Here is a 14,434-nt window from a genome sequence, read left to right as displayed (position 1 = left end):
AGTTGTCGCCTGCCAGGGGTGCAACTCCGGCCTCAAATGGCCTTCCGGGCACTTGCGGAAGTCACGGTGACACCACTCGCGTACCCCGGCAACAGCCTTCGTAACGTGGGAAGTTGAGCGCGGCGCGACGGCGGGGCAGGGCCGTTCGGGTGCAGACATGGCAGTACCCCCGATCGGGCTGATCGGGGGTACTGAGGGGGTGTTGCGGTGTCCGAAAGTCGCCTTGCGCGCGGGCCCGGGGTCAGACCTGGATCGTGCGCGGCTTGAACGACGGCCGCTTCGCCTCGTAGGCGGCGATGTCATCCTCGTTCTGGAGGGTGATCGAGATGTCGTCGAGGCCGTTCAGCAGCCGCCAGCGGGAGTTCTCGTCCAGCTCGAAGGAGGCGGTGATGCCCTCGGCGCGCACCTCGCGGGCCTCCAGGTCGACGGTGATCTCGGCCTGCGGGTCGTTCTCGGTGAGCTCCTGCAGCGCGTCCACGATCTTCTGCTCCAGAACCACCGTGAGCAGGCCGTTCTTGAGCGAGTTACCGCGGAAGATGTCCGCGAAGCGCGAGGAGATGACGGTCTTGAAACCGTAGTTCTGCAGCGCCCACACGGCGTGCTCACGGGAGGAGCCGGTGCCGAAGTCGGGGCCGGCGACCAGCACCGTGGCGCCCTGCCGCTCGGGCTGGTTGAGGATGAACGTCTCGTCCTTGCGCCAGGCCTCGAACAGCCCGTCCTCGAATCCGTCCCGCGTGACCTTCTTGAGCCAGTGAGCAGGGATGATCTGGTCGGTGTCGACGTTGCTGCGACGCAGCGGGACGGCCCGACCGGTGTGCTTGGTGAATGCTTCCATGACTCTCAGACTCCAGCGGGCACAGGGGCATCGGACAGGTCGGCGGGCGAGGCCAGGTGGCCCAGCACGGCCGTGGCGGCCGCGACCTGCGGCGACACCAGGTGCGTACGACCGCCCTTGCCCTGCCGGCCCTCGAAGTTGCGGTTGGAGGTGGACGCGGAGCGCTCGCCCGGGGCCAGCTGGTCCGGGTTCATGCCGAGGCACATCGAGCAGCCCGCGTGCCGCCACTCGGCGCCGGCGTCCTTGAAGACGACGTCCAGGCCCTCGGAGACGGCCTGCAGACCGACCCGTGCGGAGCCGGGGACGACCAGCATCCGTACGCCGTCGGCGACTTTGCGGCCCTTCACGAGCTCGGCGGCGGCGCGCAGGTCCTCGATGCGGCCGTTGGTGCAGGAGCCTACGAAGACGGTGTCCACCTTGATGGAGCGCAGCGCCTGACCGGCCTCCAACCCCATGTATTCCAGGGCCTTTTCGGCGGCGAGGCGCTCCGAAGCGTCTTCGTACGAAGCCGGATCGGGGACGGACGCCGAAAGCGGTGCGCCCTGGCCGGGGTTGGTGCCCCAGGTGACGAACGGCGACAGTTCGGCGGCCTCGATGACGACCTCGGCGTCGAACTCGGCGTCCGCGTCCGTCTTCAGCGTCTTCCAGTAGGCGACGGCCGCGTCCCAGTCCTCACCGGCGGGCGCGTGCGGGCGGCCCTTGAGGTACTCGAAGGTGGTCTCGTCCGGGGCGATCATGCCCGCGCGGGCGCCGGCCTCGATCGACATGTTGCAGATGGTCATCCGGGCCTCCATCGAGAGCTTCTCGATGGCGGAGCCGCGGTACTCCAGGACATAGCCCTGGCCGCCGCCCGTGCCGATCCGGGCGATGATCGCCAGGATCAGGTCCTTGGCGGTGACGCCGTCCGGCAGCTCGCCGTTGACCGTGATGGCCATGGTCTTCGGGCGGACCAGGGGCAGCGTCTGGGTGGCCAGCACATGCTCCACCTGGGAGGTGCCGATGCCGAACGCCAGACCGCCGAAGGCGCCGTGCGTGGAGGTGTGGGAGTCACCGCAGACCACGGTCATGCCGGGCTGGGTCAGACCCAGCTGCGGGCCCACGACATGGACGACGCCCTGCTCGACGTCGCCCAGCGGGTGCAGACGGACCCCGAAGTCGGCGGCGTTCTTGCGCAGCGTCTCCAGCTGGACCCGGGAGACCGGGTCGGCGATGGGCTTGTCGATGTCGAGGGTGGGGGTGTTGTGGTCCTCGGTGGCGATGGTGAGGTCGAGGCGGCGCACCTTCCGCCCGCTCTTCCGCAGCCCGTCGAAGGCCTGCGGGCTGGTCACCTCGTGCAGCAGATGCAGATCGATGAAGAGGAGGTCGGGCTCGCCCTCGGCGCGCCGGACGACATGGTCGTCCCAGACCTTCTCCGCGAGTGTCCTACCCATCGCTTTCCCTCCGGCCGGCATACGGTCCACCGGCCCAACTAGAGATCTTGAGGAGGCGGCCTCCGCCCGCGCCCCTGGTCACGGGCGCCCGCCGCCAGGCCCGTTTCGTTCGCGGGCCGCGCTGCCTTCGTTCTTCCAGAGTGGCGTGTTCCACGGAAAATTGAACTTGCGTTTCACAGAGTGAGACGCGAGTATCGTTTCATGGACAACAGTAGCGGCGTCGGCGTTCTGGACAAGGCAGCCCTTGTCCTGAGCGCCCTGGAGTCCGGTCCGGCCACCCTCGCAGGGCTCGTCTCGGCCACCGGATTGGCACGACCCACGGCCCATCGGCTGGCCGTGGCCCTTGAACACCACCGCATGGTGGCGCGTGACATGCAGGGCCGTTTCATTCTCGGCCCTCGCCTGGCGGAACTGGCCGCGGCGGCGGGTGAGGACCGTCTCCTCGCCACCGCAGGACCGGTTCTCACCCACCTCCGCGATGTGACCGGCGAGAGCGCACAGCTCTACCGCCGCCAGGGCGACATGCGCATCTGCGTCGCCGCGGCGGAGCGCCTGTCCGGCCTTCGGGACACGGTCCCGGTCGGCTCGACGCTCACCATGAAGGCGGGCTCCTCCGCCCAGATCCTCATGGCCTGGGAGGAGCCGGAGCGCCTGCACCGGGGCCTGCAGGGCGCCCGCTTCACGGCGACGGCCCTGTCGGGCGTACGACGCCGGGGCTGGGCCCAGTCGATCGGCGAGCGCGAGCCGGGCGTCGCGTCCGTCTCGGCGCCGGTACGCGGCCCGTCGAACCGCGTGGTGGCCGCCGTATCCGTCTCCGGCCCCATCGAGCGCCTCACCCGCCACCCCGGCCGCATGCACGCACAGGCGGTCATCGACGCGGCGGCCCGCCTCTCCGAGGCACTGCGCCGCACGGGCTGAGCCGCACACCGGGAAAGGGCGGCCTCAACGCCGCGGCGGCCCTTCTTCCCGCACCCTAGGGAGTCGTCGCGCTCCCCGACCTGTGAGCGAATCGATCCTTCGCATACCGCCCGCGCGCAGCGACCGGCACCTGTCCATGCGCCGCGGCCAGCCCGGTCGCCGGCATGTCCGCGTAGATCGACTCGTACGCCCCCTCGGGCACCACGTACGCCTCGTGCCAGATCCCCACATGCCCGCGCGCCTTCCCGGCCCGCTCCTTGCGGTTGATGATCCCCCACACCTTGTGATGGAACATGTCCGGCGAGGTCGCGTACGCGTAGAGCTTCTCCTTGGACTCCCAGTACTGCACGACGTAGTACGTCCGCGGCGACGCCGTCAGCAGTACCCGCCCCAGCAGCCCCCGGTCGCCGTCCCGCGCAAGCTCCCCCAGCATGCGGAACATCGACAGCATGACCGGGAGCCACTGGTGCACCGCCCAGAAGTGATTGATCCGCATCCCGATGAGCAGCACCACCACATCGCCCTCGGCATCCGCGGTCGTCCGACCCAGCACCGGCTTCGCGAACATGGCGCCCCCGTCTCCCCCATCGGATAGCGGCGCTATCCTCCTGATCGGTGCTTGGATAGTGGCACTCCCCAATGAGAGGCGCAAGACATGCGGCTGGCCGAACTCAGCGAGCGCAGCGGGGTGCCGATCGCGACGATCAAGTACTACCTGCGCGAAGGCCTGTTGGCGCCGGGCCGGCAGCTCAACGCCCGCACCGCCGAGTACGACGAGGACCATCTGCGCCGGCTGCGCCTGGTCCGCGCGATGATCCAGGTCGGCCGGATACCGGTGGCCACGGTCCGGGACGTCCTCGGGCATGTCGACGACGACTCCCTCCCCCGCACGATCCGCATGGGCGCGGCCCTGTGGGCCCTGCCACAGGTGCCCGAGCCGGACGAGGAGGACGAGTACGTCGGGGCCGCGCACCAGGTGGCCGATCAACTGCTGGAGTCCCTGGGCTGGTCGAACGCCCAGGCGCTGGTCACCATCTCGCCGTCGTACCGCTCACTGGTCGTGGCGCTGGCGGCGCTGCGCCGCCTCGGCTACGACTGGGACCCTCAACTGCTGCTGGCGTACGCACGCTTGATGCACGGGGCGGCGGTCCTCGACCTGGACTTCGTGGAGACCCATGGCTCGGAGGCCGAGCGGGTCGAGACGGCGGTCCTGGGGACGGTCCTCGTCCAGCCGATGCTCCAGGCCCTGCACCGGCTGGCGCAGGAGGAGGAGTCGGCACGGCGGTACGGCTTCGAGTAGACCCCGCATACAGCGAAGGCCCTCCGCCAAAGCGGAGGGCCTTCGTCTCGTACCCCCGACCGGATTCGAACCGGCGCTACCGCCTTGAGAGGGCGGCGTGCTAGGCCGCTACACAACGGGGGCGTGGACACTGCGTTTCCGCAGGTCCGAGCTGGTCTACCTGGACTCGAACCAAGACTAACTGAACCAGAATCAGTCGTGCTGCCAATTACACCATAGACCAATGTGGTTTAGACCAGTTCAGTACCCCCGACCGGATTCGAACCGGCGCTACCGCCTTGAGAGGGCGGCGTGCTAGGCCGCTACACAACGGGGGCCCTGGCGATCCCGAATGAACCGAGATCAGTACCCCCGACCGGATTCGAACCGGCGCTACTGCCTTGAGAGGGCAGCGTGCTAGGCCGCTACACAACGGGGGCGATGCAGATGAGCTCTGCGAGCTGGCCTACCTGGACTCGAACCAAGACTAACTGAACCAGAATCAGTCGTGCTGCCAATTACACCATAGGCCACTGGAACGCAAGCCCCGGTGGGGATCTTGTTCTAGTTTTGCTCCGTCGGTTCCGGCCTTTCGGCCCGCTCCCCGGCGGCGCAGGAAGAACATTACCCGAAGGTGGACGGGGCTCCAAAACGGGTATCCGCGCCGAGCAGCGCGGGGAGTTCGGCGAGGGAGGCGATCCGGTGCGGCCGACCGGGGTCGTCGTCGCTGGTGTACGCCCCGTCGCGGTCGATCCACACCGACAGCAGCCCGGCGTCCGCGGCACCCCGCCCGTCGATCTCGGGGTGATCCCCGACATACGCCACCTGGTGCGGGGCGAGCCCGAGGGCGGCGCAGGCGGCGTGGAAGGCGCCGGCCTCCGGCTTGGAGACGCCGAGCTCGGCGGCGCACAGGATCGCCTCGAAGCGGTCATGGACGCCGAGCACCCGCAGCTTGCGGTCCTGGACGGTGAGGCTGGAGTTCGACAGCACCGCGTGCCGGTGGCTGGCGGCGAGGGCGTCCAGGACGGGCAGGACGTCCGGGAAGAGGGCCCAGGCGGCCTCGTAGTGCCCGATGTAGCGCCGGAACCACCGGTCGGCCTCGGCGTCGGTCAGCTCCGCGCCCAGGAAGACCCGTACGCGATCACGCCGCTGCCCCTCGAAGGTCGCCTGCCCCGCGGCGAACCGCGCCCATTGGGCGTCCGTGACCTGGCGCCAACGGTCGAGGGCCTGCTCGACGGTGTCGTACCCGTCGAGCAGGCCCTCGGCCCGCAAGTGCTCCCGCATTCCCGCGCGGTCGGCGGTGGTGTAGTCGAAAATCGTGTCGTCCACGTCCCAGACCACGGCCCGAATCCCCATGATCCGAAGGTAACCCGGACGACCGGGGTCTGTCCGCGCTATGCGGCCAGCTTCGCCAGCGCCGCGTCGATCCGGGCCAGCGTCGTGTCCTTGCCCAGGACCTCCAGGGACTCGAACAGGGGCAGGCCGACGGTGCGGCCGGTGACGGCGACGCGGACCGGGGCCTGGGCCTTGCCGAGCTTGAGGCCGTGCGCCTCACCGGCGGCCAGGACGGCCTCCTTCAGGGACTCCGGGGACGCCCAGTCGGCCGCCTCCAGCTTCTCGCGGGCCGTGCGCAGCAGGGCGTCGGAGCCCTCCTTCATGGCCTTCGTCCAGGACTGCTCGTCGAGGACCGGTTCCGCGAGGAACAGGAAGTCGACGTTGTCCGTGATCTCCGACAGGACCTTCAGGCGGGTCTGCGCGTGCGGGGCGATCGCCTGCCACTTGACCTCGTCGAAGGCCTCGGGGGCCCAGGGGGCGAACGGGGCCTGGAGCCACGGACGGCAGCGCTCGGTGAAGTCCTTCACATCGAGCAGCCGGATGTGGTCGCCGTTGATCGACTCGCACTTCTTGAGGTCGAAGCGGGCCGGGTTGGGCTGGACGTCCGTGACGTCGAAGGCCGCGACCATCTCGTCCATCGTGAAGATGTCCTGGTCGGCCGAGAGCGACCAGCCGAGGAGGGAGAGGTAGTTGAGCAGACCCTCGGGGAGGAAGCCGCGCTCGCGGTAGAGGTTGAGGGACGACTCGGGGTCGCGCTTCGACAGCTTCTTGTTGCCCTCGCCCATCACGTACGGCAGGTGACCGAAGGCGGGGATGCCCTTGGCGATGCCGAGCTCCATCAGCGCCTTGTACAGGGCGATCTGACGGGGCGTCGAGGAGAGCAGGTCCTCGCCGCGCAGGACGTGGGTGATCTCCATCAGGGCGTCGTCGACCGGGTTGACGAGCGTGTAGAGCGGGGCGCCGTTGGCGCGGACGATGCCGTAGTCGGGGACGTTCTCCGGGGTGAACGTCAGCTCGCCGCGGACCAGGTCCGTGAAGGTGATCGTCTCGTCGGGCATCCGGAAGCGGACGATGGGCTCACGGCCCTGCGCCTTGTACTCCTCGACCTGCGCCGCGGTCAGGTCGCGGCAGTGGCCGTCGTAGCCGGAGGGCCTGCCGGCGGCGCGGGCGGCCTCGCGGCGGGCGTCCAGCTCGTCCTGGGAGCAGTAGCAGTGGTAGGCGTGGCCGCCGTCCAGGAGCTGCTGGGCGATCTCCTTGTAGCGGTCCATGCGCTGCGACTGCCGGTACGGCGCGTGCGGGCCGCCGACCTCGGGGCCCTCGTCCCAGTCGAAGCCCAGCCAGCGCATCGAGTCGAGCAGCTGGTCGTAGGACTCCTCGGAGTCGCGGGCCGCGTCGGTGTCCTCGATGCGGAAGACCAAGGTGCCCTGGTGGTGCTTGGCGAACGCCCAGTTGAACAGGGCGGTGCGGACCAGGCCCACATGGGGGTTACCGGTGGGCGACGGGCAGAAACGTACGCGGACGGGTGCGCTAGCCACGCTTGACAACCTTGTTGGTGAGAGTGCCGATGCCTTCGATGGTGACGGCGACCTCGTCGCCGACGCCGAGGGGGCCGACCCCTGCCGGGGTGCCCGTGAGGATCACGTCGCCGGGCAGCAGCGTCATGGCCTCGGAGATGTTGACGATCAGATCCTCGATGGAGTGGATCATCTCGCTGGTCCGGCCGAGCTGACGCTGCTCGCCGTTCACGGTGAGCTGGATGGTGAGGTCGGACGCCTGCCGGAGGTCCAGGTCCGTCTCCACCCAGGGGCCCAGCGGGCAGGAGGTGTCGAAGCCCTTGGCCCGGGCCCATTGCTTCTCGCGCTTCTGCACGTCGCGGGCGGTGATGTCGTTGGCGCAGGTGAAGCCGAAGATCACGTCCTTCACGCGCTCACGCGGGACCTCTCGGCACATACGGCCGATGACGACGGCCAGTTCGGCCTCGTGGTGGAGGTCCTCGGTGAAGGAGGGGTACTGGATCTCGTCGCCGGGGCCGATCACCGAGGTGGAGGGCTTGAAGAAGGCGAACGGGACGTCCGGGACGTCGTTGCCGAGTTCCTTCGCGTGGTCGGCGTAGTTACGGCCGTACGCCACGACCTTGTTGGGGAGCACCGGCGGCAGCAGCCTGACCTTGCTCAGCGGCACCTTCGTGCCGGAGAGCTCGAAGTCCGCGAACGGGATGCCCTTGATGATGTCGAGGACGAGCTCGTCCGGCCTGTCGCCCTCGACCGCGCCGAAGGCGACGTTCCCGTCGATGGAGAATCTGGCGATGCGCACGGGATCTTCGCGCCCCTCACTGAGAACTGGTGTGCGTGTCGGTCGCCCGGACGGCCCGCGAGCCGACGCTGGACGCTCCAGGCTAACCGGTGAGGGGCTCGATCATCGGTCGGCGGGGCGCTCTACTCGGCGGCGGCCGCCGCGCCGACGGGGGCGTCCATCAGGATGGTGCGCCGCGGGTTGGCGGTCTGCGCGGGGAGGTCGACGGAGTGCTCCGGCTGCTGCGGGATCTGCAGTTCGTCGGCGTCCTCGAGGTGCGCCAGCGTCGTGCGCCGCGGGTTGGCTATGGTGCGGAACATCATCGTCGTCTTCACGGTTGTACCGAGTCCTGTCGTGACGAAGCGCCGGGGCGGGCCTGATGACGGCCTGCGGTCCGGCGCGGGTTGGCAGAATCATCCCTCTTGTAAAGCGTCAGGCTAAACATGCGATTCCCGCGAGATGCCGTGAAGACCCGCTGATCGGTATGTGAGTTTGCTCACGGGGCGGCGGATAATTCGGTCAATTCAGACCGGCAATTCAACCCGTCGAAACGGACATTGCACCCCTGAACCAATCATTCCGCTCCTGATCATGGCGACTGGGACACCTCTCGCGCACGAGTCACTCGCGGGCATAAGTCCGTTATGGGCGAGATTAGTTTCCACTCCTGGTAATCTCACCCTCACGTCGCGTCACGTATGTCACGGCTCGACCTCGGGCCTTGTTGGAGATCCTGCACTGTGCTGGAATTCCACGGACCGCCGCAGGATCGAGCCGGCGCACAGGGGGCGCATCGAGCGCCGACGTGGCGGCGAGAAGGGGGAGCCAGCGCCGGTCACTCACGACCATCAGGGAGCGTGTTCAGGACGCTCCCTAATACGCCGACACCGTGTCCGTCCGTTCACGCGGAAGGGCGCCTGGTCCAGAGGTTGCGACGCTAGTGCAGGGACGTTTCAAGAGGGATGGCAGCGCTTCGGCGGAGCCGGAGCACGGCGGGGCCGACCGAGGTCCCTCGCCCCAGCACGCCCAGAACCCGGGCCCGACCCAGTCCGTCGACGGTGGTGAGCGCTCCGGGCGCCCCGCCGTGTCGGCGTCGCCCGGTGCGGCGACCCCCACCCCACCCGCCAAGAAGCCCACGAAGAGCCAGGTCGGTCCGGGCTCGCGAATAGCCCTGCGCAACTGGCGCATCTCCACGCGTCTGGTGGCGCTGCTGACGCTCCCGGTGGTCGCGGCCACCTCGCTGGGCGCCCTGCGCATCAGCGACAACATGGACGACATCCAGCAGCTCGACAACATGCGGCTGCTGACGGACATGACCAAGCGGGCCACCGAGCTCGCCGCGGCGCTCCAGGAGGAGCGCGACCAGTCCGCCGGTCCGCTCGCGCACGGCGCCAAGGCGACCGACTACACGGTCAAGGGCTACCGGGACAAGTCGGACCGGGCGATGAAGAGCTTCATCGAGGCGTCCGAGGAGATCGACAACACCAGCAAGGACGGCAACCTCAAGGGCGTCCGCGACAACCTCGTCCAGCTGGTCGGCGACCTGAGCGACATCGCCAAGATCCGCAACACCGCCTACGAGGCCGAGAGCAACTCCACGCAGACGGTGGAGGCCTACCACCGGCTGATCACCAACCTGCTCGGTCTCTCCCAGGACATGGCGGAGGCCACCAGCAACCCGGAGATGATCCAGAGCACCCGTGCCCTGGCCGCCTTCTCCACCGCCAAGGAGTACGCCTCCATCCAGCGCGCGGTCCTCGCCGCGGCGCTGCCCGCGAACGACCGCTCCGTCGGCGACCTCTCCGAGAACGACCGGCTGTACGCCGAGTCGGCCGTGACGAGCCAGCGCTCGGAGCTGAAGAGCTTCCGCAGCATCTACGGCACCCAGGCCGCCGCCGACCTGCTGAAGTCGATCGAAGAGGGCAACCCGACGATCACGGCGAGCGACAAGTACGCCAACCGCGCCCTCGGCAACCCGAACGCACTGGTCGACCTGGAGAAGCGCTCGTACAAGGACTGGGTGGACGACAGCACCACCAAGATCCAGGGCATGCGCGCCATCGAGACCACGCTGCTGGAGGAGATGGAGCAGAAGGCCCGCGAGCTGCGCAACGAGTCCGAGCGCGAGGCGATCATCTCCGGTGCGCTGATCCTGCTCGTCCTCGGTGTCTCGCTGGTCGGCGCCTTCGTCGTCGCCCGCTCCATGATCCGCTCGCTGCGCCGCCTGGAGGAGACCGCCACCAAGGTCGCCCAGGACCGGCTGCCCGAGCTGGTCAAGCAGCTCTCCGAGTCCGACCCGCAGGACGTCGACACCTCCGTCGAGTCGGTCGGTGTGCACTCCCGGGACGAGATCGGCCAGGTGGCCGCGGCCTTCGACGACGTGCACCGCGAAGCCGTACGACTCGCCGCCGAGCAGGCCCTGCTGCGGGGCAACGTCAACGCGATGTTCACCAACCTCTCGCGCCGCTCCCAGGGCCTCATCCAGCGTCAGCTCTCGCTGATCTCCGAACTGGAGTCGCGCGAGGCCGACCCGGACCAGCTGTCCTCCCTGTTCAAGCTCGACCACCTCGCGACGCGTATGCGCCGTAACGGTGAGAACCTCCTCGTCCTCGCCGGTGAAGAGCCCGGCCGACGCTGGACCCGCCCGGTCCCGCTGGTCGACGTGCTCCGCGCCGCCGCCTCCGAGGTGGAGCAGTACGAGCGCATCGAACTGGCCGCCGTGCCGACCACCGAAGTGGCCGGCCGTGTGGTCAACGACCTCGTGCACCTCCTCGCCGAGCTGCTCGAGAACGCGACCTCCTTCTCCTCGCCGCAGACCAAGGTCAAGGTCACCGGTCACGCGCTGCCCGACGGCCGTGTGCTGATCGAGATCCACGACACCGGTATCGGCCTCTCCCCCGAGGACCTCGCGGCGATCAACGAACGGCTCGCCTCGCCGCCCACCGTGGACGTGTCGGTCTCCCGCCGCATGGGTCTGTTCGTGGTCGGTCGACTCTCGCAGCGGCACGGCATCCGCATCCAGCTGCGCCCGTCCGACTCCGGTGGTACGACCGCGCTGGTCATGCTGCCCGTGGACGTCGCCCAGGGCGGCAAGAAGCCCGCTCCGGGCAAGCCCGGCCAGAACGGCCCGGGTGCCTCCGGCGGTCCGGCCGCCGCGCAGGCCGCCGCCGGTGTGGCCGCCGCGCGTCGTCAGGCCCAGGCCGGTGGCGGCTCCCTCGGCGCGGGTGCGCCGGGTGGCGGTGCTCCCGGCGGTGCGCTCGGTACCGGTGCCTCCGGCGGTGGCCGACTCGGTGCCGGTCAGGGACCGCGGGCCGCGCTGCCCGGACGTGACGGTGGGCCGCAGGGCGGACCGGGTGCGCCGCGTGGACCGCAGGGTCCGGGCGCTCCGTCGCAGGGACGGCCGGCTCCGGCCGGCGCCGGCGCCGGGTACGGTGGCCAGGCTCCCGGTGCCCCGCAGGGCATGCAGGCCGCGGGCATGGGCATGGACGCCTTCGGTGACAGCCAGTTCGGCGGGAGCCGTGGCCCCAGCACTGGGCAGTCCCGCCCGGGCCCGGAGAGGCCGCAGTCGCCGCCTCCCGGCGGTGAGAAGGGCCGTCGTGGCCGCCAGCCGCAGCTGCCGCCGCGCGGTGGTGCGCGTGCCGAGCTGCCGGGCGGCAACCAGCGCCCCAGCTGGAGCGACGAGAACGCAACTCCGCCGGTGCCGCGCGCCTCGCTCGACACCCCGCGCGGGCACGACGAGGACCCGTCGCAGACCTCCCGGATGCCGCGCGTCGACGACCGGCAGGGCCCCGGCTCCACCTCGGAGTTCGCCCGCCCGGACTTCGACGCCGCGTCCCCCGGCAGCTACAACCCGCAGAGCACCGGCCAGTTCGTCCGCTCGGACGTCTTCGGTGCCCCGGGCTCCCAGACCGGCCAGTTCGGCGGACCGCAGGCGTACGACGGCAGCTCCACCGGCCAGCACGCGCTGCCCGACCGCCAGAACCCCGAGTCCACCGGCCAGTTCGAGCGGCCGCAGGTGAACGGCACCTACGGCGGCAACTCCGGCCTCGTCCCCCCGGCGCAGCCCCCGGCCCCGCCGCGTCCGCAGCAGCGGCCCGCGCGTCAGGAGCCCGAGGCCCTGCCGCCCGCGACGGGTCCCGGTGACGGGCGTACCCCGCTGTACGACACGCTGGAGACCAACTGGTTCCACGGCAGTCAGCAGGGACGTCAGCCCGGTTCGAACGGCTCGGCCCCGGCCCCGGCTCCCCGCCAGGAGCCGCAGGCCCCCGCGGAGCGGCCGCAGGCCTCCGCCCCCCAACGTCCCGCGTCGACCGCCTGGCGCAGCTCGCCGAACGACGACCTCGTCCGGCAGGCTGAACGCGCCAGGCAGCCGGCCGCGGGCGGCGTCACCACTTCCGGCCTGCCGCGCCGGGTGCCCAGGGCGAACCTCGTCCCGGGGACGGCTCAGCAGCAACAGCACCAAAGCGGTCCGCAGGTCTCGCGTACGCCTGACGACGTTCGCGGCCGGCTGACCAATCTCCGTCGGGGTATCGCGCAGGGTCGCCAGGCCGGCACCGGCCAGACCGGCAGCTTCCCGAGCCCCACTCACCAGCAGGAGCGTTAGTTGAGCCAGATGAGCCAGGCGGCACAGAACCTCAACTGGTTGATCACCAACTTCGTGGACAACACCCCCGGTGTGTCCCACACCGTCGTCGTGTCCGCCGATGGTCTGCTGCTGGCGATGTCGGAGGGATTCCCGCGCGACCGTGCCGACCAGCTGGCGGCCGTCGCGTCGGGTCTGACGTCGCTGACGGCGGGCGCCTCACGGATCTTCGACGGTGGCAATGTGGCCCAGACCGTGGTGGAAATGGAGCGGGGGTTCCTTTTCCTCATGTCGGTCTCGGACGGTTCGTCCCTCGCCGTCCTGGCACACCCCGAGTGCGACATCGGCCTCGTCGGCTACGAGATGGCGCTGCTGGTCGACCGCGCGGGCGCGGTGCTCACACCCGACCTGCGCGCCGAACTGCAAGGCAGTCTGCTCCACTGATCTCCCCGGATCCAACCCGTCTCACCAAATCACCGTCCGGCCGCCACAATCCCCCCACTGGCCCTCACCCAGACGGCTTGACTGACCGACTTGCTGTCCCAGCCCGGAGGATTCATGACCCCGCCCACCGCCTCTCATGATCCGTACGCGGAGCCGTACGAGGATGAGGGCGACCAGCCGCTGGTACGTCCGTACGCGATGACCGGCGGCCGGACCCGGCCGCGCTACCAGCTGGCCATCGAGGCTCTGATCAGCACCACGGCAGACCCGGCAGCACTCATGGGGCTCCTTCCCGAGCACCAGCGCATCTGCCACCTGTGCCGTGAGGTGAAGTCGGTCGCGGAGGTCTCCGCGCTGCTGTCCATGCCGCTGGGTGTGGCCAGGATCCTCGTCGCGGACCTGGCCGAGGCCGGCCTGGTCGCCATTCACCAGCCGGGCGGCGACGAGAACAACGGCGGCGCTCCGGACGTGACGCTGCTCGAAAGGGTGCTCAGTGGACTTCGCAAGCTCTGAACCAGGCCGGGCGACCACCTCCGCGAAGATCGTGGTGGCTGGTGGCTTCGGCGTGGGCAAGACCACGTTCGTGGGCGCCGTCTCGGAGATCAACCCGCTGCGCACCGAGGCCGTCATGACCTCGGCGAGCGCGGGTATCGACGACCTCACGCACACCGGGGACAAGACCACCACCACGGTGGCCATGGACTTCGGCCGTATCACCCTGGACCAGGACCTGATCCTGTACCTCTTCGGTACGCCCGGCCAGGACCGCTTCTGGTTCATGTGGGACGACCTCGTACGCGGCGCCATCGGCGCCGTCGTGCTGGTGGACACCCGCCGTCTCGCCGACTGCTTCCCCGCCGTCGACTACTTCGAGAACAGCGGCCTGCCCTTCGTCATCGCCCTCAACGGCTTCGACGGGCATCAGCCCTACACGCCGGACGAGGTGCGCGAGGCGCTGCAGATCGGCCCGGACGCGCCGATCATCACGACGGACGCCCGCCACCGGGCCGATGCCAAGAGTGCGCTGATCACCCTGGTCGAGCATGCGCTGATGGCGCGGCTGCGGTAGCGCAAGTCGATAGCGCCATACGGCAGTTGTCGTAGATGTGCCGGAGCCGACTGTGGCCTTTGACACGGTCGGCTCCATTGTTCATAACGTTTCGGCAGAGGAATCGGGTGGTACGGCCACTCGTCGCGGTCAAGCGGTCTCGCTGCGCGTACGAAAGCCCCGTCTTTTGACGGGGCTCGCTCTTTATGACCGTTTTATCTAGGGCTTACATCGCTCGGAATCTTCGTCTTCCACTGTTTGGAAGAGCGCA

At 69.5% G+C, this 14,434-nt stretch carries 13 protein-coding genes and 5 tRNA genes; 6 read left to right on the top strand and 12 right to left on the bottom strand.

The window, feature by feature from the left end; genetic code table 11:
- Nucleotides 1-241: 241 nt before the first annotated feature.
- The gene (gene leuD / locus IE325_RS28595) at nucleotides 242-835 is read right to left on the bottom strand and encodes a 3-isopropylmalate dehydratase small subunit (RefSeq protein WP_190072971.1); all 594 of its coding nucleotides are present in this window, start codon (nucleotides 833-835) and stop codon (nucleotides 242-244) included.
- Nucleotides 836-840: 5 nt separating this feature from the next.
- On the bottom strand, nucleotides 841-2,265 hold the full coding sequence (gene leuC / locus IE325_RS28590) for a 3-isopropylmalate dehydratase large subunit (RefSeq protein WP_190072970.1): 1,425 nt from the start codon (nucleotides 2,263-2,265) through the stop codon (nucleotides 841-843).
- Nucleotides 2,266-2,466: 201 nt separating this feature from the next.
- On the opposite strand from leuC, the gene ndgR reads away from it, so the two are divergent.
- Complete coding sequence (ndgR, locus tag IE325_RS28585) at nucleotides 2,467-3,183, top strand: IclR family transcriptional regulator NdgR (RefSeq protein ID WP_031485194.1); 717 nt, start codon at nucleotides 2,467-2,469, stop codon at nucleotides 3,181-3,183.
- Between the two features lie 55 nt (nucleotides 3,184-3,238).
- Here the strand turns inward: ndgR and IE325_RS28580 are convergent, their stop codons facing one another.
- Nucleotides 3,239-3,751, bottom strand: a complete 513-nt coding sequence (locus IE325_RS28580; protein ID WP_190072969.1) for a DUF4188 domain-containing protein — start codon at nucleotides 3,749-3,751, stop codon at nucleotides 3,239-3,241.
- Between the two features lie 87 nt (nucleotides 3,752-3,838).
- Here IE325_RS28580 and IE325_RS28575 point away from each other — a divergent pair, with 87 nt between their 5' ends.
- Complete coding sequence (locus IE325_RS28575; protein WP_190072968.1) at nucleotides 3,839-4,483, top strand: MerR family transcriptional regulator; 645 nt, start codon at nucleotides 3,839-3,841, stop codon at nucleotides 4,481-4,483.
- A gap of 50 nt (nucleotides 4,484-4,533) precedes the next feature.
- Here the strand turns inward: IE325_RS28575 and IE325_RS28570 are convergent.
- The 9 genes from IE325_RS28570 to IE325_RS28530 form a co-directional block, all read right to left on the bottom strand.
- Nucleotides 4,534-4,606: transfer RNA gene (locus IE325_RS28570), tRNA-Glu, on the bottom strand.
- Between the two features lie 28 nt (nucleotides 4,607-4,634).
- Nucleotides 4,635-4,706: transfer RNA gene (locus IE325_RS28565), tRNA-Gln, on the bottom strand.
- A 21-nt stretch (nucleotides 4,707-4,727) separates the two neighbouring features.
- Nucleotides 4,728-4,800 (bottom strand) — tRNA-Glu (locus IE325_RS28560).
- A 29-nt stretch (nucleotides 4,801-4,829) separates the two neighbouring features.
- Nucleotides 4,830-4,902, bottom strand: a tRNA-Glu gene (locus IE325_RS28555).
- A 21-nt stretch (nucleotides 4,903-4,923) separates the two neighbouring features.
- A tRNA-Gln gene (locus tag IE325_RS28550) sits at nucleotides 4,924-4,995 on the bottom strand.
- A gap of 91 nt (nucleotides 4,996-5,086) precedes the next feature.
- A complete protein-coding gene (locus IE325_RS28545; protein ID WP_190072967.1) occupies nucleotides 5,087-5,818 on the bottom strand; it encodes an HAD family hydrolase in 732 nt (243 codons plus the stop codon).
- 38 nt (nucleotides 5,819-5,856) lie between these two features.
- Complete coding sequence (gene gltX, locus IE325_RS28540; protein ID WP_190072966.1) at nucleotides 5,857-7,341, bottom strand: glutamate--tRNA ligase; 1,485 nt, start codon at nucleotides 7,339-7,341, stop codon at nucleotides 5,857-5,859.
- Nucleotides 7,325-8,110: a fumarylacetoacetate hydrolase family protein gene (locus IE325_RS28535; protein WP_190072965.1), complete on the bottom strand. Its 786-nt coding sequence runs from the start codon at nucleotides 8,108-8,110 to the stop codon at nucleotides 7,325-7,327. The genes gltX and IE325_RS28535 overlap by 17 nt, the downstream gene beginning before the upstream one ends.
- A gap of 122 nt (nucleotides 8,111-8,232) precedes the next feature.
- Nucleotides 8,233-8,424 carry a hypothetical protein gene (locus tag IE325_RS28530; protein ID WP_190072964.1) on the bottom strand — a complete coding sequence of 64 codons (192 nt, stop codon included), beginning with the start codon at nucleotides 8,422-8,424 and terminating at the stop codon, nucleotides 8,233-8,235.
- Between the two features lie 605 nt (nucleotides 8,425-9,029).
- Between IE325_RS28530 and IE325_RS28525 the strand changes: the two genes are divergently transcribed.
- The 4 genes from IE325_RS28525 to IE325_RS28510 all read left to right on the top strand — a co-directional run bounded on the left by IE325_RS28525 (nucleotide 9,030) and on the right by IE325_RS28510 (nucleotide 14,184).
- Entirely contained in the window at nucleotides 9,030-12,692 is a 3,663-nt protein-coding gene (locus IE325_RS28525) for a sensor histidine kinase (RefSeq protein ID WP_190072963.1), read from the top strand.
- Between the two features lie 9 nt (nucleotides 12,693-12,701).
- Entirely contained in the window at nucleotides 12,702-13,115 is a 414-nt protein-coding gene (locus IE325_RS28520; protein WP_048580707.1) for a roadblock/LC7 domain-containing protein, read from the top strand.
- Nucleotides 13,116-13,229: 114 nt separating this feature from the next.
- Complete coding sequence (locus IE325_RS28515; RefSeq protein WP_003997626.1) at nucleotides 13,230-13,628, top strand: DUF742 domain-containing protein; 399 nt, start codon at nucleotides 13,230-13,232, stop codon at nucleotides 13,626-13,628.
- Nucleotides 13,609-14,184, top strand: a complete 576-nt coding sequence (locus tag IE325_RS28510) for a GTP-binding protein (protein WP_030051303.1) — start codon at nucleotides 13,609-13,611, stop codon at nucleotides 14,182-14,184. Before IE325_RS28515 ends, IE325_RS28510 begins: the two co-directional genes overlap by 20 nt.
- The last annotated feature ends 250 nt before the right edge of the window (nucleotides 14,185-14,434 follow it).

Source organism: Streptomyces lanatus, assembly GCF_014655715.1.
GTDB lineage: Bacteria > Actinomycetota > Actinomycetes > Streptomycetales > Streptomycetaceae > Streptomyces > Streptomyces lanatus.
The sequence above is the reverse complement of the archived record's forward strand: the minus strand, read 5'-3'. Positions and strand labels throughout refer to the sequence as shown.

Bases quoted from the DNA above. Each gene is read 5' to 3' on its own strand.
- leuD (WP_190072971.1), bottom strand. From the start codon at position 835: ATGGAAGCATTCACCAAGCACACCGGTCGGGCCGTCCCGCTGCGTCGC.
- leuC (WP_190072970.1), bottom strand. From the start codon at position 2,265: ATGGGTAGGACACTCGCGGAGAAGGTCTGGGACGACCATGTCGTCCGG.
- ndgR (WP_031485194.1), top strand. From the start codon at position 2,467: ATGGACAACAGTAGCGGCGTCGGCGTTCTGGACAAGGCAGCCCTTGTC.
- IE325_RS28580 (WP_190072969.1), bottom strand. From the start codon at position 3,751: ATGTTCGCGAAGCCGGTGCTGGGTCGGACGACCGCGGATGCCGAGGGC.
- IE325_RS28575 (WP_190072968.1), top strand. From the start codon at position 3,839: ATGCGGCTGGCCGAACTCAGCGAGCGCAGCGGGGTGCCGATCGCGACG.
- IE325_RS28545 (WP_190072967.1), bottom strand. From the start codon at position 5,818: ATGGGGATTCGGGCCGTGGTCTGGGACGTGGACGACACGATTTTCGAC.
- IE325_RS28520 (WP_048580707.1), top strand. From the start codon at position 12,702: ATGAGCCAGGCGGCACAGAACCTCAACTGGTTGATCACCAACTTCGTG.
- IE325_RS28515 (WP_003997626.1), top strand. From the start codon at position 13,230: ATGACCCCGCCCACCGCCTCTCATGATCCGTACGCGGAGCCGTACGAG.